Source organism: Wolbachia endosymbiont (group A) of Paraperithous gnathaulax, assembly GCF_964028485.1.
Lineage (GTDB): Bacteria > Pseudomonadota > Alphaproteobacteria > Rickettsiales > Anaplasmataceae > Wolbachia > Wolbachia pipientis.
In genome coordinates, this window is record NZ_OZ034784.1 from 791,113 (window position 1) to 814,494 (window position 23,382).

Below are 23,382 nucleotides of genomic sequence, written 5' to 3' on the forward strand. Positions count from 1 at the left end.
AAAGTTACTTGACACCCTTCGCCAACCCCCTTATCATGAAACTGAAGCTATTTATTTATCTTCTCTGTACAGATTAAATGACAAAAAAACTCAACGTATCTGGCGTCTCATGTTTAATTTTTTGCACTATGTGCACCTTATGTCTTTATAAAATTTCTAGGTTTTTACCTAATATAAGCTGAAATGCGCTTATAAAGCATTTAAAACATAAAAAAACGCCAACTTAAAAAATGGATAGTGAATAACTAGCTACCCTAGGGTTTCTTTTGCCTTTTTTTCTGTTTAGTAAATTTCTTAATGTTTATAATTTAGATTAGTTGCGGCTTAAAAGCAACTGAATCGCGGTTATTAAACGTTTAGAATAAAAAAACGCCATACTTGAAAGTATAATGTAAGTAATTAGCCAACCACGGGGCTTCTTTTGCCTTTTTCTCCGCTTGGTAAATTTCTTAATGTTTATACGGAAGGTGTCATTCCAGCGCGTGACGCTGGAATCCCAAAAAAAGGATGATGTCATCCGAGTAGCTGACACTGGGATCCAGTTTTCCATATAATCTCATCGAAAACGTTGTAACCACTTTCTATGCTAGTTTGCTTGTGAGCAACCTGGATCCCAGTGTCTGGACACTGGGATGACATCATAGGGGCGCTGGCCTGACAATCGTCATTCCGCTACGTGTTAGCGGGATCTAGAGATACCGTGACGGTATGACAAGGGAGAACAGTTGTATTCCTGCACAATTTATTCTCATGACAAAAACGTCTTAACTTTCTCTCTACTTTTTCTGGGTAAGGTCAATTTTGTGAAAAAATGGATTGAATTATAGGCAGATTTGGCTATTATTTGTAATACATGGGTATTAGGTAAAATGTTTAAATTTGATCCTTTATTATTAGCTCGAATTCAGTTTGCCTTCACAATAGGCTTTCACATTATATTTCCTGCTTTCACGATCGGGCTTGCAAGTTTTCTAGCCTTTTTGGAATGGTGTTGGCTTAAGACTGGTGATACACGTTTCCGTGATGTTTATAAATTCTGGATCAAGATTTTTGCCGTTGCTTTTGGCATGGGAGTGGTATCTGGAGTTGTAATGTCATATCAACTTGGTACCAATTGGTCGATTTTTTCTGACCGCATAGCCAATGTTCTCGGCCCTCTATTTTCCTTTGAGGTTTTAACAGCCTTTTTTCTGGAGGCATCTTTTTTGAGTATTATGCTATTTGGATGGAATAGAGTAAGTTCTCGTATGCACTTTGCTTCTACTTGTATTGTTGCAGTGGGAACGCTTATTTCAGCTTTTTGGATTATTGCGGCCAACAGTTGGATGCAAACACCCGCTGGATTCACGATTGGTGAGAATGGTCTCCTATATCCAACCAATTGGTTAGAGATTATTTTTAATCCTTCTTTCCCTTATCGCTTTATTCATATGGTAACAGCAGCCTATCTTACAACAGCTTTTGTGGTTGGTGGTGTAGGAGCATTTTATCTTTGGAGAAAACGACATGCTCCTCAAGCAAGAATTATGCTTGGTATGGCAACCATTATGGTAGCTTTAGCTGCACCATTTCAGCTGTTCATGGGAGATAGGCATGGATTAAATACACTAAAGCATCAACCTGCTAAGATTGCTGCAATGGAAGGTATATGGGAAACCGAAAAAGGGGCTGGCTTACTTTTATTTGCTTATCCGGATCAGCAAAATGAAATTAATCACTACGAGATAAAAATTCCTAATCTTGCCAGCTTGATCTTAACACATGATTTTTTAGGAGAAGTAAAAGGATTAAAGGAATGGAAAAAAGAAGATAGACCACCTGTAGTATGGGTATTCTGGTCCTTCCGTATAATGGTTGGAGTTGGAATTTTAATGATCATAATTGGGTCAGTAAGTGTTATACAGTATCTTCGTGGCAAATTATTCCAAAGTTGTTTCTTACATGGATGGTGGATATCAATGATGCCGTCTGGGTTCATAGCGTTACTTGCAGGTTGGTTTACTACTGAAATTGGCCGTCAACCTTACACTGTATATGGAATTATGCGCACAATTGAATCATTTTCATCTGCGATTACCGGTCCTCAGGTTGCATGGTCTTTGATTGCATTTATCGTTATGTATACCCTTATATTTGGAGCAGGTAGTTACTATATTCTGAAACTTATATACAAAGGAATTCCTGTCATTAAAGAAGAAGAGCAATTTTATAAACACGGTATTGGAGCTTCAGTGATTGATGCTGGTACATCTGGAAAGGACAACAATCATGTTTGATTTTTCTTCCTTAATTAATTTACCCCTAATCTGGGGATTACTAATTGCCATAGCTGTTTTACTGTATATTTTAATGGATGGGTTTGATTTAGGTATTGGTATTTTACTTCCTTTTGCACCGTCAGATAAATGCCGTGATCACATGATAAGCTCAATTGCACCATTTTGGGATGGAAACGAAACATGGTTGGTATTGGGTGGTGGAGGGTTGTTTGCTGCTTTTCCTCTTGCATATTCAATATTAATGCCTGCTTTTTATATTCCAATCATTATTATGCTGCTTGGCCTTATAGTGCGCGGAGTATCCTTTGAGTTTCGTTTTAAGGCAGAAGGAAAATACAGGCGATTATGGGATTATGCCTTTCATTTTGGGTCACTTGGTGCTGCATTTTGCCAAGGCATGATTTTAGGTGCATTTATACATGGTGTAGAAGTAAACGGACGCAACTTTTCTGGTGGCCAATTTGATTGGGCAAGTGCTTTTAGTGTAATGACAGGCATTGCTGTGATATTTGGATATGCACTTTTAGGTTCTACATGGCTCATAATGAAGACAGAAAATATAACACAAGAATGGGCACGCAAGGTTGCTTCTTATACGCTTGGTTTTGTAGGTATTTTCATGGGACTAGTGAGTGTAGTGACACCATTTTTAAATGAACGTATTAAAAACTTTTGGTTTAGCATGCCAAATTTTTATTATTTATTTTCTATTCCATTACTCACATCTTGGCTATTTTTCATGCTGTGGTTTGATCTTCAGAATACTAAACGGGAGTACCGTCCATTCTTTCTCAGTATTGCTATTTTTTTTATGGGATATTTAGGTTTAGGAATTAGTATCTACCCATGGATTATACCTTTTCAATATACCATTCTGGATGCAGCCGCTTCTGGGCCAAGTTTATCTTTAATGCTCATTGTTATAATACCGCTTTTACCAATCATTTTAACTTACACTGGTTATTGCTATTATGTCTTTCGTGGAAAATCAAATTATGAACACACATATTAAGGAGTTAGTGACCTTATGGTTAAAACGTTACCCTTAAATCAAGCAGTCGTTCAGGCAATGGCGTCAACTCAAGAACCTTCATTAGCAAACCCTCCTATGGATTTTCTGAAAAGTTTTTGAGTATATTGTATTTTTAATTTGTAGAATAAGTTTTTTTCCTTTTTGCATGCTAACCAAAAAGGGTTCTGTCATCCTTCTTGTCATATAAGTAGCTTGACGCGGGCATTCAGTTTTCTTTATAATTTTCTTTGTGAAAGAACAAAAATGCTTATTTGTAACCATAGCTGGCTTACCAAATGCTGGGAAGTCTACATTAATTAACAGCATCATAGGCAAGAAAATTGCAATTGTCACCCCTAAAGTGCAAACAACAAGGACGCAAATAAGGGGTGTTGCAACATGCAACAACACACAAATTGTCTTTACTGACTCCCCAGGAATTTTCTCAGCAGAAACAAAACTTGAAAAAGCTTTAGTCAAATCTGCATGGTCGGCAGTTAAGGATAGTGACATCACTTTGTTGCTTGTTGATGTAAGCAATTATTTGAAAAATATAGAAAGAATTAAGACTATATTTATGCGGCTGCAGCGCACAAAAGGCAGATGCATTTTGGTTATCAATAAAACTGATTTGGTAAAAAGGCCTGAATTAAAGATGGCGCATGAGCATCTGAATTTGCTTTATAAATTTGAAAAGGTTTTTATGATATCAGCATTAAAGAATGATGGACTTTCTGATTTGATGAATTACTTGTCTGAAGTTGCATCGGTGAGCCCCTGGTTTTATGAAGAAGATCAAATAACCGATTCCTCGACAAATTTTTTATCAGCAGAAATTACGAGAGAAAAATTATTCTTGAACTTGCGTGAAGAATTGCCATACTCTACAGCTGTTATAACTGAACAATTTGAGGAAAAAAAAGATAAGAGTTTAGTCATCAAACAGATCATATTTGTGTTGAAAGATAGTCATAAAAAAATAGTACTAGGAAAAGATGGCAGTAATATTAAAAAAATTAATATCGAAGCGCGTGCTGAACTAGAAAAATTATTTGAGTGCAAGGTACACCTCTTTTTATTTGTGAAAGTGCGACCTTGGATCGACCGTCCGGAGGAGTATATAGGCAATGCTTAATTCTTTATTGGTATTTGATATTGAAACTATACCAGATGTAAATTCCTGCAAAAATTTACTCAATATTAGTGATGATAGTAGTGTAGAAGAGAAGAGGGATGCATTAACAAAATATCATCTTGAAATAACAAACGGGCAAAACTCTTTTCTGCGTCAGCCTTTTCACCTTGTTGTAGTTATTAGTTTTTTACTTTGCAATATAAGCTACCAGAGTGGTTATGAGGTGTTCACACTGCAAGAAATAAGATCTGGAGGCACACTAAATTCCAGTGAAAAGGAGCTAGTGAAAGGATTTTTTAACTACATATCAGAGAAAAAGCCAAGATTAGTTTCGTTCAACGGACGCACTTTTGATATACCAGTGCTGAAGTATCGTGCTATGGTCCATGGCATTCAAGCAGAATATTTTCATAAAGCTGGCGATAAGTGGAATAGTTACAATCAGAGATATAGCAGTGATTGGCATTGTGATTTGCTTGAATCCCTCTCTGATTTTGGAGCTTCTGCGAGAGTAAAAATGAACGAAGTTTGTGCAGCATTTAATCTTCCTGGTAAGATTGGAGTTGATGGGTCACAAGTTATGGACTTATACGATAGCGGCAAGATACAAGAGATTCGAGATTATTGTGAAACAGATGTAATTAACACTTATTTGATTTACTTAAGGTTCATGCATCATCAGGGAAGGATTACTACTGAAAGCTACAACAAAAGTGTGGAAGAGCTACTTTTAGAGTGCGAAAAAAAAGAATACCTAAAGAAATTTAAAGAAGAATGGCAAATAACTTGTGGTGGAAAAATTTTACTTCCATAGAATAAATAGTCGAGTTATAATGCACTAACAAGCGAACCTCTGTACTAAATTTTGGTTAATATACACGTTGAGCATATTAAGAAAGTTGCTTTTAAGGTATTGCATTTTACTTTTATTTTCGTTATAAGGTTGCTTTAAGTTGAATTTTCAACATTTTTATACTATTTACATTTAAGATATGATTTCGAAATTTTTTGGGGGCACTTCATGAAAAAGTCTATGTATACTAGAACTGCTCTAGTTTCTTTATTAACTTTATGTTCTTTCAGCAGTTTTGCAGCTGACTTTCCTGATGAGAGTATGAAGGAAATAAAAAAGCAAGAGAGCACAAAAACTTCTGGAAAAGTGGAAGTTATGAAAACATCAAATAAAAAACTGAAAGAAAAGATGGACAGAATATGTAATGCTGATCCAAGAAAAAAAGCTGAAGAGCTTAAGAAAAAAGAGGAGCTAAGATTAGCAGCCGAGCAGAAGAAAAAAGAGGAGATCAGGCTAGCAAATGAGAAAAAAGCAAAGCTTATAGAGGATTCAAAAGCGAAAGCTCTAAACGCTAAGAATTCTAATATAGAAAAAGGTAAAGTTTCAAAAACTAAGCGTTCTAAAACTAAGAATGCTAAAGTTGAAGCTAAAGATGTAAAGAAGGATATAAAAGTTGTTAACAAAAATACAGAGGAAAAAGGTAAGGCAAGTCCTGTTGTTTCAGTTGGTGGAGTTGATATTATCGATACCAATCAAGGGCAAAGTAATTTAAGAATAACTTTTGGTGGTGTTGTTGATGCTCAAGGTTATGGCAAAGCTGGACCAAGTGGCGCAGATTATAAACGTTATAACGTTATGCCAAACAGATCTACAGAGTATTATAATGCCACTCCAGATATAACAAGAGGAGCAAATCCAATATTCTATGAAGGAATAGGAAATATTGGTGATTACAGCAACGATATGGGTATGATTGCTGACGCGATATTGCACCTCAGAGCAGAAAATAAGAATGAAGATTTAGGTCTTCTTTATGGTGCTGACGTGCAGTTTCATGTTCCAGTGACCGAAGGTAAGGGAGCTTCACAGGGTGTTTATGCTGCAAAAGGCAGAAGTGCGCATGTGTTTGTTAACTCAAAATATGGTGACGTGAAGCTTGGTTACCAATTTGGTCCTGAGGCTCTGATGAGGCTTGATGCAACAAGAATTGCGACTGTTGACGGAGCTGCAGATAGTGACTGGTTCAGAAAAGTGAACTTAGAAGGAAGCGCTGCTAGCTTTCCATTTTATGTAACACCACGTCTTTACACTGAAAGTTTTTCGAGTGAAAGTGAAAAATTCTCTTTCCGCATGGCAGGGAAATATAACAAAGGCGTTATGACTACACTGCCATTTAGAGTTGCTTACTACTCACCAAATTATATGGGCGCAAGATTTGGTATCAGCTACTCACCTCGTTATGATAGTGGTTTGTTTACTGTAAAAGAAACAGTTTCAGAAGATAAAGGCGGTAAGATAGAACATAAGGAAACGATAAAGCATGTCGGCCCAGACTATGAGCACATAGTAAGTGCTGGTGCATCATATGAATATGACTTTGATAAACATAACATAAAAGTTAAAACTTCTGCAGTTGGTGAATATGGCTTTCCAAAGCAACCAAGTAAAGATAAGCATCTTTATAAGGAATTTGTGGAGTATAATGACCTGATGGGTGTTAATTTTGGTGTAAGCGCTGATTATAAGATTAATGAAGATCAAGGCGTAAAGTTTGCTGCCTCTTTTGCATACTTGGGCAAATCTGGTCAACCGAAGGGTATTAAAAAATTAATTGGTGATACCTATACGGAAATTGATAGTAAAGATGCTACTGATGGCAAAAGAGTGGAAGGGCTGAAAGCTCAATTTGGTAAAGATAGTATAGATAACATGTATTGGACTGTAGGAGCTGGGTATCAACATGAGAATATCTACACAAGTTTGACGTATTTTGGCAGCAGAATGAATGACAAAGATATGCTTCATGATGGTGCACTTGGCGTTCAATATGATCTGTCTCCTGCATGCAGTAAGAGCAAATTTGTTCCTTACGCAGCTCTCCATTATTTTATGACTAACGAAACAGGTAAGCTGAAAGATGAGTCTGATGCTGATGTACCTTCTAACCAAGGAATTCTCCTTCTTACTGGTGTGAAGTTTTCTTTCTAACCAGCCAGTACACACCACAGTTAACTGTGGTGTATTCTTGTCTGTTAGTGTTTATTTGTCGATCAAATAAACATATGGTGTCCTCTCTCCTGTCATCCCAGTGCGTGACACACAACTGTACGAACATTGTGATTTGAGGACACTCCACCAAGAAGGATGTCATCCCAGTGCCCAGACACTGGGATCCAGCTTTCCATGCAACTTCATCAAAAGCGTTTATTCAGCATAAGATCAGCCACTTTTTATGCTCACCAAATCAGTTTGCTTACTTACAAGCAAAATTTCCTGGATTCCAGTGGGCTTTGTTGCATCGCTACTTATGAAAGGCTAACTATAGTTAGGATTATAAGCAACCTATTGAAAATCTTGTTTTTTTGCAATCAATCTGATCAAATTTAAGAATAGTAATTTGTTATTTATATTAATAAATTTAATTCTATTGAAAATAGCTAAAGCATTGAAATTCTTGAATTTTAGCCGGATTGGTAAATGGTAGTGAAATTTCTTTTACTCAAATTTAGGTATTCATTGACCGTTCTTGTTATAAATACCAGAATAATAAGCTACTGATATTCCCTATCTTTTTTATCTTTAATCCATCATAGCTAGCGATGCAACAAAGCCATTCCAGTGTCAAGCACTGGAATGACACCCTATGGTCACCGGAATGACGCTTTATGGCTACTTAGATGATGAGAAAAGAACACACTGCCCTTATTCTACTGGCCGTATAGCTACTTTCAAATTTAATCAATTAAGCAGGAGGCCCCTATGCAAACCACACTAAAAAATCATTTAGCTGGAGAATTACTTACCACCGCTACGTGCTGGAAATTAAAGCTCGCAGGTGGAGAAGTAATGGGATTCACTGACTATGATGAAGATTTAAATATTGATAATATACTCTATAAATCTTCAAGTGGATTTACAGCCAGTAGTATAATATTAAACAGCGATTTGAAAACTGATAATCTAGAAATTGAAGGGATATTAAATAGTGCTGATATTAAAGAAGAAGATGTTTTATCAGGAAAGTACGACTTTGCAAATATTGAAATATTTCTTGTGAATTATAAAGACTTGACCCAGGGAACAATGAATCTACATTCAGGAATTTTTGGTAAAGTGACATTAAGTAGTGGAAGATTTATTGTTGAAATTAGAGGGCTTTCAGCAAAGCTTGAGAGAAGCATAGCAGAATTATACTCTCCTGCATGCAGAGCACAATTTTGCGATGATAAATGTAAAGCCGATACTAAAAAATTTAGTAAAATAAGTACAATCACTAAAGTAATAGACGAAAGAAGATTTGAAGACACGAATTTAACTGAGAGTGATGAATATTATAAGCACGGAGTAGTAAAATTCTTTGGCTCAATAGCGTTTGAAGGTGTAGTAAAAGAATATAAAAATAAAGTAGTTACGTTGTTTACTTCGCCTCCATACCAAATTTTTGCTGGAGATAAATATTCAATACTCGCAGGTTGCGATAAAACATTTCCAACTTGCAGAAGCAAGTTTAACAATACTGTGAATTTTCGTGGTGAACCCTATATACCAGGTTTTTATATTGTTTAGCAGTACAATTTTCAATATTATGAATAAGCATGGAAAGGTGGCTGAGTGGTCTAAAGCACACGCTTGGAAAGCGTGCACATATGAAAATATGTCGGGGGTTCGAATCCCCCCTTTTCCGTATGTTACTTCTAGAATAGTATAAAACCCCCGGTCGCGCACACAACTGTACGAACATTGTAATATGGTACAATGTTACAACTATGCGGTGGTAATTTACGATAAATTCATGTAGCCATTTCAAATTTAGCCATACCAATGTCAGTAAATTGATTAAGCAAATAACACTTGAGTAGCAGTTCCTTCCCACGATTAATTTCAGATTTGTTCCGAAAATTAAACCCGAATGTTTGTTTCAGTCGCGAGAAAAAACTTTCTACATAAGATCTTTTTCCGTAGTTTGTTTGCCTTTTCCACCTCTTCATTCCATCTTCGCTGTATGACTTTATTAGTCTAATTGCAGCATTTCTCTCTGCCATACTTTGGATGCTCTGCTGCATTGTTTTTTTGGAGGAATTTTTGTCTTTATGCCGCATTCATCACACAATTTATAGAGTTTATGTCTGTCATATGCTCTGTCTGCATATAGTGCTTTTATGGCATGCTGAAAATTAACTCCTTTAAGTAAATCGCAAGCTCCATAGTGATCAGACCGTTACTGTATTTTGCAGCTATGGCTTTTTTGCTGTTTATATTCAACATTACATGCAATTTTCTTGTCTGTTCATAACCACGATATTTTCTGTCAGCGCTATTTTCCTTGCTGTGTGTTGTTATAAATGCTGATGCTTGTGCTATCTATGGCAATTTCGATATCTTCCATATTATTTTTATCAATTCTGCAATCATTGATCTTAATATTAAGTTTTTTTTGAAGCTTGCGAATAGCTGATAACTGCCAAATCTCTTCCTATTTGTTGCAAATATCCTTTTATAAACCCGACTGTTTGTCTTAAGCCAATTCTAAAAAGATTAACGATTATATGCACTAAAATCACAACTTTATCACTATAAATATAGTTGCCGCCCTGCATTTTTGGACTATTTTCATACCAATTTTCGATAGCTTTATCGATGTAACGAAAAATATTTCCTCTTTTTTCTAGAAATTTGTTATATTCATGGCAGTTACTAACTCTCATTTTTTGTGGCATATTTTTCCTTAAGCGGTTAAATGGCTATTTTATAATGAATTTTGTCAGTAGCCACCAGATTTTTTCAGTTGCGATGCAACAGAGCCATCCCAGTGTCAAGCACTGGGATGACAGGAAAAGAGGCTATTTGGATGACATCTTTCTTCTTGGTATAAATTACTTTTATATCTCAATGTTCGTACAGCTATGCACGTTGCCGCATAGTGGATGAGGTGTACTACCTCTAAGAGTATACATTATCTCACATAATAATATAATATTTCGTTCATAAATCAACGTTTTTAACATGCAGCAAGAACATTTCCGTTGTAATTAAGGTTCTTAAGATGTATATTAATGAATCTTGTTTTCAATAAATAATGAAAGTAATAATTGTCATGATAATGTTATTGTGTAGCAGTTACACAATGGCAAGCGAGCGAATAATTCTAGTGGATAAAAAACTATCTCAAGGATATGTAGCTCCAGTGCTTACAGAAGATAGCGTTATTTTATCAGACAAGCACGGCGCTTTATATTCCTTTGATATTGATAACTCAAAGGCTATGAATTGGAAATTACACCTCTCACATAGGAAAAAAATTAGTAACATGAGCCTATTGCGTCACAGAGGAAACGTTTTCTTTATAGTGGATAACGTTCTACACACAATAGATGCAAAAACCGGCGAGATTCAGTGGGAAAAAGAATTGAGAGCTCCAGTAAGAGGGAAAGCAGCAGTAATAAATAATAAATTGGTAGTATTGACTATTGATAATTATCTGTACGTGTTTGATATAAAAGATGGCAGCTCCGTTTGGACTTATCAAAACGGTATCAATGAGGTTCGAGGTTGGTATTCCATATCGCCAGCAATTTCTAACGATAAAATAATAGCGCCATTTTCAAATGGTGAGTTAATAGCTTTTAATGAAGACGGTAAAAAATTGTGGAGCCAAAAATTGGCTACAAACCTTTTGGATACACAGCTCACAGATGTAACTACTACACCAAGAGTGCTTGGCGATACTTTAATAGCTACAAATAATTCTTATATTTATAGCATTGACGTGAAATCAGGAAATATTTTATGGTCAAAGTCACTGCAAGTAAAAAGTGTATCAGACATTGAATCATATTACAGTCCTCTCATTCCTGTAAAGAAACAAAAAGAAGGCGGAAGAATTTTTATAGTTACTAAAGACGATAAAATAATTGGCCTGGATATAAAAAATGGAGAAACAGTCTGGGCATCTGATTTAATAGAAAATACGCAATTGTTTGCTCCAATTATGCATGCCCATACACTGTGGGTGACAAGCAATAAAGGTTCAATGTTTGCTTTTCCGGGATCTGAAAGTGCAGGAAAGGTAGTCAAAGTACCTGGTAATGTGTTTCACACTCCAGTGTTTACTCGCAATAAGATATATGTAACAATTGAGGGAAAAGGTGTTTATTCTTTAGAAAATAGGTTTGTTTTTTATGACTGATTATGATTTAATTGTTATAGGTGGTGGCCCAGGAGGCTATAAGTGTGCTATCGCTGCTGCAAAACTTGGATTGAAAGTTGCCTGCATAGATAAAAATAGCATTTTTGGTGGTACGTGCCTGCGGGTTGGGTGCATACCCTCCAAAGCATTGCTCCATTCTTCCTATCAGTATGCTCACACGAAAAATGATCTGTCGAAGCTTGGCATAAAAATTAAGGACGCAAGTTTCGATTTAAAAGAAATGCTAGGCTATAAGGACGCCAGAGTTCAGGAACTTGGAAAAGGTATAGAATATCTGTTTAACCTTCACAAAATCACTAAAATCAATGAGCTTGGGAAAATTACTTCTTTTGACCAAGGTAATCTTGAAGTTTCAGTTGAAGGTAAGGTGCTGAAGACAAAAAATATAGTAATTGCAACCGGTTCTGATGTTATTTCTTTGCCAGGAATTAATATCGATGAGAAAAGTATTATTTCATCAACTGGTGCATTATCTTTAACTGAAGTACCAAAAAAACTTGTCGTAATCGGAGCTGGGGCAATAGGGCTTGAAATGTCTTCTGTATGGAGGAGGCTAGGGTCTGAAGTCACTGTAGTAGAATTTTTTGACAGAATCGCTGCAGCAATGGATGGAGAATTAAGTAAGTCTCTACTTTCTAGTCTACAAAAACAAGGAATAAAATTTTTACTTAGCACTAAAGTTGAGGAGATAAAACAAAGTAGTAATTCTTTGAGTATGAAAGTTTGCTCTGTAAAAGATAATCAAACAAACACTATAGAGGCGGATAAGGTATTGGTGGCAGCAGGACGCAAACCATGCACTGAGAATCTTGGTATTGATGAAAAAATAGAAAAAGATAATCGCGGTTTCGTTCAAGTTAACAACAGATATGAAACTAATGTGAAAGGAATATTTGCTATTGGTGATGTGATTGGTGGAGCAATGCTTGCTCATAAAGCAGAGGAAGAAGGAGTGGCAGTTGCAGAGATAATAGCAGGACAGTCACCTCACGTTGATTATGGAATCATACCATCTGTCATTTACACTCACCCTGCGGTTTCTTCGATTGGTAAAACCGAAGAGGAACTCAAAAATGCTGGCCGTAAGTACAAAGTTGGTAAATGTCAATTTGCTGCAAACGGCAGAGCAAAAATCACTGATGATGCTGAAGGATTCGTGAAAGTGCTGACTTGTAGCAGAGCAGATACAATACTAGGTGTGCATATCATAGGAGCATACGCTGATACGCTAATCAACGAAGCAGCAGTTGCAATGGCATATGGCGCAGCAGCAGAGGATATATACAGAATTTGTCACTCTCATCCTGATATAAATGAAGCCTTTCGAGATGCGTGCATCGATGCTTTCTTTAAAAAATAATTGTGGACCTCGGTTCAATCATTGAAAAATGGTATGAGTGGCTGAGGTGCAACAGATCTTATTCACCAAACACTTTAGAGTCATACATGAGGGACTTGAAGGATCTTATAAGTTTCCTAAATACTCACATTGGTGGAGAAGTAAATGTCGGCACTTTGGAAAAATTGAGCGTACCTGAGTTAAGAAGTTGGCTTACCTCTCGTTACGCAAGAGGTGTAAACGCAAGATCCAACACTCGAGCACTCTCAGTAATCAGAAATTTCTTCAAGTACATAAAAAATAACCACAATATAGACAATGAAGCTGTATTTTCCTTATCAAGGCCAATTCAGAGAAGAACTTTGCCCAAAGCATTATCAATACCTGATATAAAAACTTTATTGGAAGAAATGAAACTATCCGATCTGGGCGAATCTTGGGTGGTAAAAAGAGAAATTGCGATTATCGTCCTGCTATATAGTACAGGCTTAAGAATCAGTGAAGCGTTGAACCTTAGGGTTAGTGATATTAACAATGAAAGTTTAATAGTAACAGGTAAGGGAGATAAACAAAGGCAGGTATTCATTCTCCCAGTAGTAAAAAAATGTATACAAGAATATGTAAAAGCCTGTCCTTACCTTGATGAAGCACAACATCTTTTTGTGGGAGTAAGAGGAAAAAAATTGGGAAGAACTTATGTGGCCAATCGTTTGCAAAAAATAAGGAGAATGTTAAATTTACCAGAAATTTTATCTCCACATGCATTTCGCCATAGTTTTGCTACTCATTTGCTTCAGGAAGATATTGACATAAGATCAATACAACAACTGCTTGGTCACTCAAGCCTGGAAACTACTCAAATTTACACTCACCTCAATTATCAAGATGTTTTTAACATGTACAAAAATTTTCAGCAGGGCCTGGAGAAGAAATCAAAACTTTAACTTCGTTCTAAACCACCAAGCTGAGTGCTTTCAACATCACTAAGTATTGTGTTTGCTTTATATAAACTACAACATCCTAATAAAAAAAAAGCCAGTGCAACTGCTGTAAAGAAAGCACTTATTATCCCTGGATAATCTTCTATTACTAAACATGCAACAACAGTATATACTCCGAGCAATATAAAACATGCAGAAGCGTAGTTGCTTAGTTTTCTACCAGAAGAAATTGCTTGCGAGGATTTTTCGTTTTTATTACTACGGAGCAGTCTATTTTCTGATGAAAGCCTATCTCTTTCTTCCCTTACTTGTTCCAAATCTCTTTTTAATCGTGAAATTTCGACAGTGTCGCTTGCTCTTCCACACACAATTCTTTTAAATTCAATCAATTCACTTTGTTGAGCCGATTTTTCCTGCCTTACTTGTACTAAATCTTTTTCTAATTGTGAAATTTTGCCAGTTTTATTCGTTAGCTCTTGCTCTTTCTCTACAAGTTGAGCTTTTGTTCTTTCAAGCCCTTGTAAAAACTTCTCAAAATCTTCTGGTATATTATTCGTATTTGCAGGAAATTTTTCATTTAAATAATCTTTAATAGAGTTAACTGGATTATCAACACCCCCCAATGCAGCAGTAACAACTGCACGATTTATAAAACAATTATCTTCTACTAATTTTTTCACATCATCTAAATCTTTTCTATTAATAGTATCAGTTAATCGGCTCTGAATAGCTTGTTCAATTGTTTGCTTTAATTGTGCATACTGCTCGTAACTAAAATCTAGGTCTTTATGTTTTAAAAGTTTTGTCAATACTTCTTTTTCATCTTCTGTTATCGTTCGTAAACATAATCGAATAATTAAGCTAAGTGGTGTTTTTATTCTTCCATCTTGGATTCTTCTCCAGCAATTAGGATGAAGCTCTTGATTCAATAGTGTTTTCGCTTGGCAAATATTTCCGCTAGAAAGAGCAGCTAATAATTCTTTTCCTTTCTGTGCTTTTTGTATTTCTATTATCAAATGCCCAGCACGATTTTGTCTAGCACATCCCTCAGGATTTTGATGGTTTTTATTGGTTAGATAAGTGTTTATGTTTGGATGACTTAGTAAGAGTTGTAAAGTTTTCTTTTGTTGAAAGCACATTGCTAGATGCAAAACTGTATTGTTATTATTTTGTTCAGAAATATTAACATCTATGCTCCGGTGCAGTAGGAGCAACCCAATCATATTCTGATATTCTTTTTCTGTTTCAGAGCCTGCAGACAAATTAGTAACTATGGACATCAAAGGTGTCATGCCTTCTTTATCAAACGCATTAACATCCGCACCCTCTGCCAGAGCTTCTTTAAAATCTTCTAGGTTTCCATCATCAATAGCCTTAAATAGCTGTTTTGTTGATTCACTTAGCTGTCTTGAAGTTGTCGGATTTCGAGCTTGCGATGCCGTGTTATCACCACCTCCATAAGCTCCATAATATGCTACACCGTTTCTATAAGGCATACTAAACCCTCTTTATTAATGATTTACTAATATAATTATGTAAAAGAAAAGGAAAATTGCAAGCAATTTATCTAAAATCCTAGAATTAACTACGACTCCAAAAACTTTTCTGCATCAAGCGCAGCCATGCATCCTGTTCCTGCTGCAACTACTGCTTGACGATATACCTTATCTTGAACATCACCTGCAGCAAACACTCCTGCCCTACTAGTTAAAGTTGTTCCAGGTTTTGTAATGATGTAACCCTGCTCATCCATTTCAACAAAGCCTTTAAAAATACCCGTATTTGGTGCATGCCCGATTGCAATGAACACTCCATCCACTTTTAATTCTTGGGTTTTATCGATCTCTGCTGATTTAATCGCAATACCAGCAACCCTTTTTGGATTTTCTTCTCCAAGAATCTGCTCTACGGTATGGTTCCACATTACTTTTATTTTATCATTTTTAAAGAGCCTACCTTGCATTACTTTTTCCGCTCTTAATTTATCACGCCTGTGTATTAATATCACTTCTTTGGCAAATCGAGTTAAAAATATTGCTTCTTCAACAGCAGTGTTTCCACCACCAATCACAGCTACAACTTTATTCCTAAAAAATGCACCATCGCAAGTCGCACAAGCTGAAACCCCATAACCCTGAAATTTCTTTTCACTTTCTAAACCAAGCCACTTCGCTTGCGCACCAGATGCAATGATAATTGCATCTGAATAGTAGTCATTGATATTACCAGAAGATCTAAATCTATACTCATTAAAGTCCTCAAGTTGTTCAACGCTTTTTATCTCATCATCTATTATTTTTGCTCCAACCTTTTCTGCATGCAACCTCATTTGCTCCATTAGTTCTGGACCCTGTACTGAAACAAAACCAGGATAATTTTCAACATCTGTAGTAATTGTAAGCTGACCACCAGGCTGCATTCCCGTTACTACAATTGGCTCTAAGTTTGCACGTGCTGCATATATAGCAGCAGCATAACCCGCTGCCCCGGATCCAATAATAAGAACTTTTGTACTAAACTTATAATTCTTCACTATATGAGTTTAGATAATCAGCTACTCCTTCATCGCTTGCCTGCATTGCTGGCTTACCTTTTTTCCACCCTGCTGGACACACCTCACCATGCTCTTCATTATGTTTAATTGCATCAACGATTCTAACGAATTCATCGATATTACGCCCTAAAGGCAAATCATTTATCGATTGATGACGTACAATAAATTTATCATCAATAACGAAAGTTGCTCTCAGCGCAATTGAGTCATCATATAAGACCCCATAGTCTCTTGATATAGACTTTTTGATATCAGACACTAAAGTGTAGCTAATCTCTCCAATACCACCATCATTAACTGGAGTGTTTCGCCATTTATAATGTGAAAATTTTGAATCTACACTTATTCCTATCACTTCAACACCACGCTTTGCAAACTCATTTATTCTATTATTGAGCGATATCAATTCAGTTGGGCAAACAAAAGTAAAATCAAGTGGATAGAAAAAAAGGACAGCATACTTATTTTTTATGCGCTTACTCAGACAGAAATCATCAACAATTTCTCCGTCAGAGAGAACAGATGAAGCAGTAAAATCGATAGCAGATTTTGTTACAAGATTCATAATTAACCTATTCTTTTAAAATAACTTTAATTTTACATCTTGATAAACTTATATGCAAGTTTTCTTTGGTTTTAGTCCTATAAAAACTTCCTAAAATAGCTCTTCTTTTTTACCGATAAGATACAATCCAGGTTGGAATACTGAGTTGGTGAGTATAAAATTCTACGTCATGCCACCGCGAACCGTCATACCGCGATTCATTCGCGGTATCTCTAGATCCCGCTAACAAGTAGTGGGATGACGGTTGTTGTTTAGCTACAAACGTTAAGAAATTTACTAAGCGAAAAAAAAGGCAAAAGAAGCCCCGTGGTTGGCTAATTACTTACATTATACTTTCAAGTATGGCGTTTTTTTATTCTAAACGTTTAATAACCGCGATTCAGTTGCTTTTAAGCCGCAACTAATCTAAATTATAAACATTAAGAAATTTACTAAACAGAAAAAAAGGCAAAAGAAACCCTAGGGTAGCTAGTTATTCACTATCCATTTTTTAAGTTGGCGTTTTTTTATGTTTTAAATGCTTTATAAGCGCATTTCAGCTTATATTAGGTAAAAACCTAGAAATTTTATAAAGACATAAGGTGCACATAGTGCAAAAAATTAAACATGAGACGCCAGATACGTTGAGTTTTTTTGTCATTTAATCTGTACAGAGAAGATAAATAAATAGCTTCAGTTTCATGATAAGGGAGTTGGCGGAGTTTGTCAAGTAAGTTTTTCGCTTCTGCGGGCTACTTGAATAACGGCTACAATGTTCATACAGCTATGTACATAGCTGGAACCCAAAAAAAAGAACCAAGTAGCCAAGCTACTTGGATGACAGAAGGTAATATAAGAAGTCTATTGGCTCTCGTATACCTTAGTGAAACTTAACAAGTTTATCTATAGTTTTAGTGATGATTCTTGGAGTATCCGGAGAAACTGCTGAGCTCAGCCTATTTAGTCGCTCTATAGCAAACTCGCTGTTCTCATTTGTTATGAAATCACATAAAATATTTTCTATATCCTTAGTAACACTTTCATGCTTCCTCAGAGGATGATTATGTGGATACCTATTGATGGTTCTGATGCTAGAATACTCAACAAAAGCTTGATCCTTAAAAGCAAGTTGTCTCAATTTCTCTTTGAATTTTCCTTCTTCCTCTTTTGCTAAAAGGCGAGACTTTATCAGTGATTTTATAATCAAATTTATAGCTTGATGCATTTCAGAATGCACTATAACTTTAATGGTATTTTCTTCTGCTATACAATCATAAATACTTTTTTCGCTCTTTAGTGACTCTATAAGCGTTCTGCTATTTTGTGAATTCAATTCCAAATTCTCTTCACTCATAGGAGTTATTATGAAGGTGTTCTTATTTACTCTGATGTTAAATTGTGGAAATCCTTCAGAAAAGGAAAATGCTACATCCTTAGATTCAAGTGCGTGATTGCATGCAGAAAAAAGGGTATGTGCTATGATGCTGCTGGGCACTTCCATTCCGTGTTTACTCAGGTGATTCAATACATTTTCAATATCATGATATGTAAAGCCTGTATCTTTTAGCAATTCAACAACTTCTTTGCCGTTGTGCTGCTTGTACTCTATTTTCACTTCTTCTGTAAAAAGTGTTTTAGCTGCTATATGTTTATCAAGCACTGTGAAAATCTTGATGAAATTCTCTAAATCTTGTTTGTTAACTAATTCGATACTAATTAAGTTTCTGCTAATAATTGAAATATTTTTTGTCATTTTTTCCCACTAAAAAAACTCACTTAATGAATTGTATTTTTAATTCATTAAGAATTGTTTAAAGTGAGCATACTAGTTTTCATTTACGTATTACACGACAAAACAAGATAAAAAGTTACATAAAATCATCATGTGGTATAACACACTCTCCACATTCATCATTGCTGTTTGTGTAGGTTGTGACATCAGTGTGATTGTCATTATTATTTAGCATATCATCCAACTTTCCTTCTTTTTCAAGATCCATCAATTTGTCACACCCCCCAATGTGCTTATCGTTGATAAAAATCTGTGGAACTGTTCTAACGTTATACTTTGATTTTATGTCGTTAAATAGATCTGAGTTTTTGAGCACATCAATTTCTTCATACTTCACACCTTTTTTATCTAGTAAATCCTTTGCCCTTATGCAGTATGGACAGCCCTTCTTTACATATATCACAACATTTTTCACAATTTATCTCCGTAGCTTACTAAAATATAGTTATTATATATAAGAAACATGTAAAAACATCAAATTGTATGAAAATTATTTATAATTGTGAGCAAGGAATAGAAAATAATATAGCACTAACCTTCGGAAATTTCGATGGCATTCATTTAGGACACGAGTTTGCAATTTCTACTCTAAAGAAGGTAGTACAAGAAAGAGGATTACCCTCTGCAGTTTTAACTTTTGAGCCTCACCCATCAACTGTTTTATTTGGTAGAAACAATTTTAGGTTAATAGACCAAGAACAAAAAAAGGAACTAATCAGCAGCTATGGTATAGATTACTTATATATTATTAATTTTAATAGAGGTTTTTCTGAGGTTAGCTGCGATGACTTTATCAGTGAGATTTTAATAGATAAATATGGCGCTAAACACATAATTGTCGGAGAAAATTGCACTTTTGGTCATAAACGATTGGGTAATATATTAACTCTAGAGAAATATTCTGAAATATATGGATACTCTTTGACTAAATTAGAGCCATTAACAATTGACGGCAAAATTTGCTCTTCTTCTTCAATAAGGGAGTATGTACAAAGGGGCGAAATAGAAATTGCTAATAAATTGCTCGGCAGGCCTTATCAAGTTTCTGGTGTTGTGACAAAAGGTGCATGTAGAGGTAGAGAAATAGGATTTCCAACCATAAATATTCCTATAGAAGATTGCATGATAAAACCTAAGTTTGGCACATATTACGCTAGAGTGACTTTTCCTGATAGTAATCCAAATTGGTTATATGGAGTAGTCAATATTGGTATGAGACCTACTTTTAAGGATCTGAAAAAGCCTATAATAGAAATGCACATATTCGATTTTGATGAAGACGTATATAGTCATAAAGTCAATATACAACTTTTAAAATTCATAAGGTCAGAAAAAAAATTCCATAGTATTGAGGAGTTAACAAAACAGATAAATTATGATATACTTAAAGTTTATAGGTTAAAGGCAAATTTATGAAAAAGTTATGCTTAGTTGTTATATTAATTATAGTATTGATTGACCAAACGAGCAAATTGTACATAAACTCATTGATTGATGAAGGAGAATCAATTGAGATCGCTAGTTTTATAAAACTAGTTGAAGTTTGGAATTCAGGTATTAGTTTTGGAATGTGTAGCGCTTTACCACATGGCGGTTTCTTTTTTTCAGCATTTTCAATACTAATAATTGGTATACTTGCATATTTGATATACAAGTCTGACGATCAGTCAACTTACCTTGGTTTTTCTCTGATGATTGGTGGAGCAATCGGAAACGTAGTTGATAGGATCTATTGGGGAGCTGTATATGATTTCATATATTTTCATATTGATGATTGGTATTGGCCAGCCTTTAATTTAGCAGATTTATCTATAGTTTGTGGAATGTTTACATTGTTATATAAGTGGTATATATACGATATGCTTATTTCTAAACAAAATGAGGAATAAAATAATTGTTTTTATATTAGGTCGAAATAATGCTTCATAAGTTTTTTAGTTTTCTTATACTACCTGTACTTTTTTTTACTTACCCAATTTCTTCGAATGCTTTAAACATAGAGCACAACATAAAATATACTAAACTCAATAACGGACTAGATGTTTATGTTGTTTCTAATCATCGGATTCCAGCCGTTTTACATGCAGTAATATACAAAGTTGGGGGAATGGATGATCCAATCGGCAAAGCAGGATTGGCTCACTACTTTGAACATTTAATGTTTGAAACTACAGGAAAGTTCACAGATATAGAAGCCACTATGAGTAGCATTGGGGCTCAATTTAACGCGTTTACCACTAAAGAATATACCTGTTATTATGAGTTGGTCCCCAAAAAAGATTTACCACTGGCAATGGAAGTTGAAGCAGATAGAATGGGAAACTTTAATGTTACTCAAGACAAAATAGATAGAGAAAAAAACATTGTACTGGAAGAAAGAAAAATGAGATTTGATAACCAACCTCATAACTTGTTATGGGAAGAAATGGATAGTGCATTTTATCGTACTGGCTATGGTAGATCTGTTATTGGCTGGGAGAGCGATATCAAAACTTACAATCAGGATGACATAACGAGGTTTCATGATAACTATTATCACCCCGGCAATGCAATATTACTGATTGTGGGTGATGTGGAACTTGATGAAGTAGTGAAATTAGCAGAAGAAAAGTATGGCGAAATTAAAGCTAAGCCTATAATTAGGCATTACCCTAATCAGGACCCAGTACATAACGCAGGTCTATCGGTGACCTTAGAAAGCACTGAAGTAAAAGAACCAGTTTTATATTTTCGTTATCGTGTACCCTTATTTGAGCATATAAACGAAGCTTCCGCTGCTCATTTAGCGGTTGACATTTTAGGTGGCGGCAAATCCAGCAAACTGTATAAAGATTTGGTTTTAGATAAAGATGTGGCAGTATCAGTGTTTGCTTATTATAATAGCCTAGCTTTTAGTGATGGCTACATTGATATTATGATAATTCCAAAAAGTGGCGCTAATTTAGATATTGTTGAAAGAGAGTTAGATAATACCATTAATGGCTTCGTATCTAAAGGGGTGACGAGCGAGGAATTACAAAGCTCAAATATAGGTATAAGGCAGCACAGTTTGATAATCTATCTGACTTAACTCATATAGCGATGTTCTATGTGCCACACCTTGCACTTGGTATTCCACTTGATGAAATAGATATTTCATATAGCAAGATTAATGATGTCAATCTAGAGGATGTAAATAATAAAATCCGTGCTATTTTTTCTGCTAATAAGTTAATTGGTCGTTTATTACCAAAAGGAGATAATAATGAGAATAAGTAAAATTATATTTCTATTTTTTTTCTGTCTAGGCTTTAATTTACAAGCAAGTGGTAACCTAAATATAGAGGAGGTCACTACCCGTAAAGGATTTAAGTTTTTATTTGTAGAAAATCATGATTTGCCAAAAGTTTCACTAAATATATCGTTCAAGGATGCAGGTTATGTGTATGAGAATAAGGAAAAACAGGGGCTTGCTTGGTTTACTTCTCTTGTAATCCAAGAAGGGGCAGGAAAAAATGATGCCAAAGATTTTGCGAAAAAGCTTGAAGATAAAGGGATTAATTTAAATTTTATTGCTGATTTAGAAGCATTTAGGGTTTCATTAAATACTTTGTCTGACAATCTAGAGGAAGCAATTTCATTACTGAGCGATACTATAATGCGTCCTAAAGTTGACCCTGAAGGGTTGAATAGAGTTTTCGAGAAAGCCAAAGTTGATTTTAATAATCTTGAAAAAAATCCTTATTTTGTTGCTGGAAAAGAATTAGATACGTTATTGTTTAAAAAACATCCTTACTCAAAAAGTGTGTACGGTACTCTTGATACTATAATGAGCATTACTAGAGACGATGTTTTAACATACATAAAGCGTAATTTTGCTAAAGATAACATAGTTATCAGTGTTGCTGGTTGTACAAAAAAAGAAGAAATTATTACGCTATTAGATAAATATTTATCTAAATTGCCGTCAAAAAGATCAAAAGTTAGAAAAATACCTGTAAAAAATAATTTTGGTTCTGCAGAAAGTAAGAATATTTTTATGGATATACCACAGAGTGTGATACTTTTTGCTCAAAAAGGTATAGCTTATGAAGATCCTAATTATTATAACGCTGGTGTCTTAATTGATGCACTTGGTGGCATGAGGCTGAATTCAATATTAATGACAGAACTGAGGCAAAACTTGGGTATTACTTATGGTGTTTATGCAAGTATTATTTCCAATAAACATGGAAATATTATATCTGGATTTATAAGTACTGATAGTTCTACTGCTGGCAAAGCTATATCAGCAGTAAAAGATACATTTAGCAGAATAAAAAAGCAAGGAATTGACGAACAATTGTTCAAGGATGCAAAAATTGGCTTGGTAAATAATCTTGTCCTTTTCCTGTCCAATAACACAAATACAGCAACGCTGCTAGATAATATGCAGATAAATGATCGTGATGTTAACCGTATAAATAATTATGCGAATATCATTAATGATGTTAAATTAGAGGAAGTAAACGAACTGGCAAGTTCTTTACTGGAACCTGAAAATTTATTTTTTGTTGAAGTTGGAAAAAACGCTCAAGGTCAATAATT

The 23,382-nt window shown here is 35.1% G+C and carries 21 protein-coding genes, 1 tRNA gene and 1 pseudogene; 14 read left to right on the forward strand and 9 right to left on the reverse strand.

Annotated elements, in window-relative coordinates; genetic code table 11:
• Positions 1-513: 513 nt before the first annotated feature.
• Positions 514-642 (reverse strand): hypothetical protein, encoded by a 129-nt coding sequence (locus ABWU74_RS04245; RefSeq protein ID WP_341810278.1) that lies wholly within the window; start codon positions 640-642, stop codon positions 514-516.
• A gap of 227 nt (positions 643-869) precedes the next feature.
• On the opposite strand from ABWU74_RS04245, the gene ABWU74_RS04250 reads away from it, so the two are divergent.
• The 7 genes from ABWU74_RS04250 to ABWU74_RS04280 all read left to right on the forward strand — a co-directional run bounded on the left by ABWU74_RS04250 (position 870) and on the right by ABWU74_RS04280 (position 9,123).
• On the forward strand, positions 870-2,276 hold the full coding sequence (locus ABWU74_RS04250; protein WP_006280502.1) for a cytochrome ubiquinol oxidase subunit I: 1,407 nt from the start codon (positions 870-872) through the stop codon (positions 2,274-2,276).
• On the forward strand, positions 2,269-3,291 hold the full coding sequence (cydB, locus tag ABWU74_RS04255) for a cytochrome d ubiquinol oxidase subunit II (RefSeq protein ID WP_010962802.1): 1,023 nt from the start codon (positions 2,269-2,271) through the stop codon (positions 3,289-3,291). The genes ABWU74_RS04250 and cydB overlap by 8 nt, the downstream gene beginning before the upstream one ends.
• 250 nt (positions 3,292-3,541) lie before the next feature.
• The gene (era, locus tag ABWU74_RS04260; protein WP_010082484.1) at positions 3,542-4,426 is read left to right on the forward strand and encodes a GTPase Era; all 885 of its coding nucleotides are present in this window, start codon (positions 3,542-3,544) and stop codon (positions 4,424-4,426) included.
• Positions 4,419-5,240 (forward strand): 3'-5' exonuclease, encoded by an 822-nt coding sequence (locus ABWU74_RS04265; protein ID WP_006279435.1) that lies wholly within the window; start codon positions 4,419-4,421, stop codon positions 5,238-5,240. The genes era and ABWU74_RS04265 overlap by 8 nt, the downstream gene beginning before the upstream one ends.
• Positions 5,241-5,447: 207 nt before the next feature.
• Positions 5,448-7,427 (forward strand): porin, encoded by a 1,980-nt coding sequence (locus tag ABWU74_RS04270; RefSeq protein WP_353289221.1) that lies wholly within the window; start codon positions 5,448-5,450, stop codon positions 7,425-7,427.
• Between the two features lie 771 nt (positions 7,428-8,198).
• Positions 8,199-9,005 (forward strand): DUF2163 domain-containing protein, encoded by an 807-nt coding sequence (locus ABWU74_RS04275; RefSeq protein ID WP_010962809.1) that lies wholly within the window; start codon positions 8,199-8,201, stop codon positions 9,003-9,005.
• 31 nt (positions 9,006-9,036) lie between these two features.
• Positions 9,037-9,123, forward strand: a tRNA-Ser gene (locus ABWU74_RS04280).
• Positions 9,124-9,229: 106 nt separating this feature from the next.
• Here ABWU74_RS04280 and ABWU74_RS04285 read toward each other — a convergent pair.
• From ABWU74_RS04285 to ABWU74_RS04295, 3 genes are all read right to left on the reverse strand, one after another.
• A complete protein-coding gene (locus tag ABWU74_RS04285; protein ID WP_022626339.1) occupies positions 9,230-9,481 on the reverse strand; it encodes a hypothetical protein in 252 nt (83 codons plus the stop codon).
• Complete coding sequence (locus ABWU74_RS04290; RefSeq protein WP_285520262.1) at positions 9,451-9,600, reverse strand: hypothetical protein; 150 nt, start codon at positions 9,598-9,600, stop codon at positions 9,451-9,453. The genes ABWU74_RS04285 and ABWU74_RS04290 overlap by 31 nt, the downstream gene beginning before the upstream one ends.
• Before the next feature lie 262 nt (positions 9,601-9,862).
• On the reverse strand, positions 9,863-10,156 hold the full coding sequence (locus ABWU74_RS04295; protein WP_080717625.1) for a transposase: 294 nt from the start codon (positions 10,154-10,156) through the stop codon (positions 9,863-9,865).
• A gap of 359 nt (positions 10,157-10,515) precedes the next feature.
• Between ABWU74_RS04295 and ABWU74_RS04300 the strand changes: the two genes are divergently transcribed.
• Genes ABWU74_RS04300 through ABWU74_RS04310 form a run of 3 tightly spaced genes read left to right on the forward strand, consistent with a single transcriptional unit; the run spans position 10,516 to position 13,929 of the window.
• Positions 10,516-11,625 (forward strand): PQQ-binding-like beta-propeller repeat protein, encoded by a 1,110-nt coding sequence (locus ABWU74_RS04300; RefSeq protein WP_353289222.1) that lies wholly within the window; start codon positions 10,516-10,518, stop codon positions 11,623-11,625.
• The gene (gene lpdA / locus ABWU74_RS04305; protein ID WP_353289223.1) at positions 11,618-13,006 is read left to right on the forward strand and encodes a dihydrolipoyl dehydrogenase; all 1,389 of its coding nucleotides are present in this window, start codon (positions 11,618-11,620) and stop codon (positions 13,004-13,006) included. The genes ABWU74_RS04300 and lpdA overlap by 8 nt, the downstream gene beginning before the upstream one ends.
• A 2-nt stretch (positions 13,007-13,008) precedes the next feature.
• Positions 13,009-13,929, forward strand: a complete 921-nt coding sequence (locus tag ABWU74_RS04310; RefSeq protein ID WP_341820363.1) for a tyrosine recombinase XerC — start codon at positions 13,009-13,011, stop codon at positions 13,927-13,929.
• On the opposite strand, the gene ABWU74_RS04315 is transcribed toward ABWU74_RS04310, so the two are convergent.
• The 5 genes from ABWU74_RS04315 to grxC all read right to left on the reverse strand — a co-directional run bounded on the left by ABWU74_RS04315 (position 13,926) and on the right by grxC (position 19,231).
• Positions 13,926-15,422, reverse strand: coding sequence for an ankyrin repeat domain-containing protein (locus ABWU74_RS04315; RefSeq protein WP_353289224.1), 1,497 nt, complete (start codon positions 15,420-15,422; stop codon positions 13,926-13,928). The genes ABWU74_RS04310 and ABWU74_RS04315 overlap by 4 nt on opposite strands.
• A gap of 89 nt (positions 15,423-15,511) precedes the next feature.
• Positions 15,512-16,459, reverse strand: coding sequence for a thioredoxin-disulfide reductase (gene trxB / locus ABWU74_RS04320; RefSeq protein ID WP_209472656.1), 948 nt, complete (start codon positions 16,457-16,459; stop codon positions 15,512-15,514).
• On the reverse strand, positions 16,446-17,045 hold the full coding sequence (locus ABWU74_RS04325) for a peroxiredoxin (RefSeq protein ID WP_012673206.1): 600 nt from the start codon (positions 17,043-17,045) through the stop codon (positions 16,446-16,448). Before ABWU74_RS04325 ends, trxB begins: the two co-directional genes overlap by 14 nt.
• An 859-nt stretch (positions 17,046-17,904) precedes the next feature.
• Positions 17,905-18,777 (reverse strand): hypothetical protein, encoded by an 873-nt coding sequence (locus ABWU74_RS04330; protein ID WP_209472654.1) that lies wholly within the window; start codon positions 18,775-18,777, stop codon positions 17,905-17,907.
• 115 nt (positions 18,778-18,892) lie between these two features.
• On the reverse strand, positions 18,893-19,231 hold the full coding sequence (grxC, locus tag ABWU74_RS04335; RefSeq protein WP_007550037.1) for a glutaredoxin 3: 339 nt from the start codon (positions 19,229-19,231) through the stop codon (positions 18,893-18,895).
• Positions 19,232-19,299: 68 nt separating this feature from the next.
• On the opposite strand from grxC, the gene ribF reads away from it, so the two are divergent.
• From ribF to ABWU74_RS04355, 4 genes and pseudogenes are all read left to right on the forward strand, one after another.
• Positions 19,300-20,232 carry a riboflavin biosynthesis protein RibF gene (ribF, locus tag ABWU74_RS04340; RefSeq protein WP_353289225.1) on the forward strand — a complete coding sequence of 311 codons (933 nt, stop codon included), beginning with the start codon at positions 19,300-19,302 and terminating at the stop codon, positions 20,230-20,232.
• On the forward strand, positions 20,229-20,705 hold the full coding sequence (gene lspA / locus ABWU74_RS04345; RefSeq protein ID WP_006279329.1) for a signal peptidase II: 477 nt from the start codon (positions 20,229-20,231) through the stop codon (positions 20,703-20,705). The genes ribF and lspA overlap by 4 nt, the downstream gene beginning before the upstream one ends.
• A gap of 29 nt (positions 20,706-20,734) precedes the next feature.
• Positions 20,735-22,074, forward strand: a pseudogene (locus ABWU74_RS04350) (M16 family metallopeptidase).
• Positions 22,061-23,380 carry a M16 family metallopeptidase gene (locus ABWU74_RS04355; RefSeq protein ID WP_353289226.1) on the forward strand — a complete coding sequence of 440 codons (1,320 nt, stop codon included), beginning with the start codon at positions 22,061-22,063 and terminating at the stop codon, positions 23,378-23,380. The pseudogene ABWU74_RS04350 and the gene ABWU74_RS04355 overlap by 14 nt, the downstream one beginning before the upstream one ends.
• The last annotated feature ends 2 nt before the right edge of the window (positions 23,381-23,382 follow it).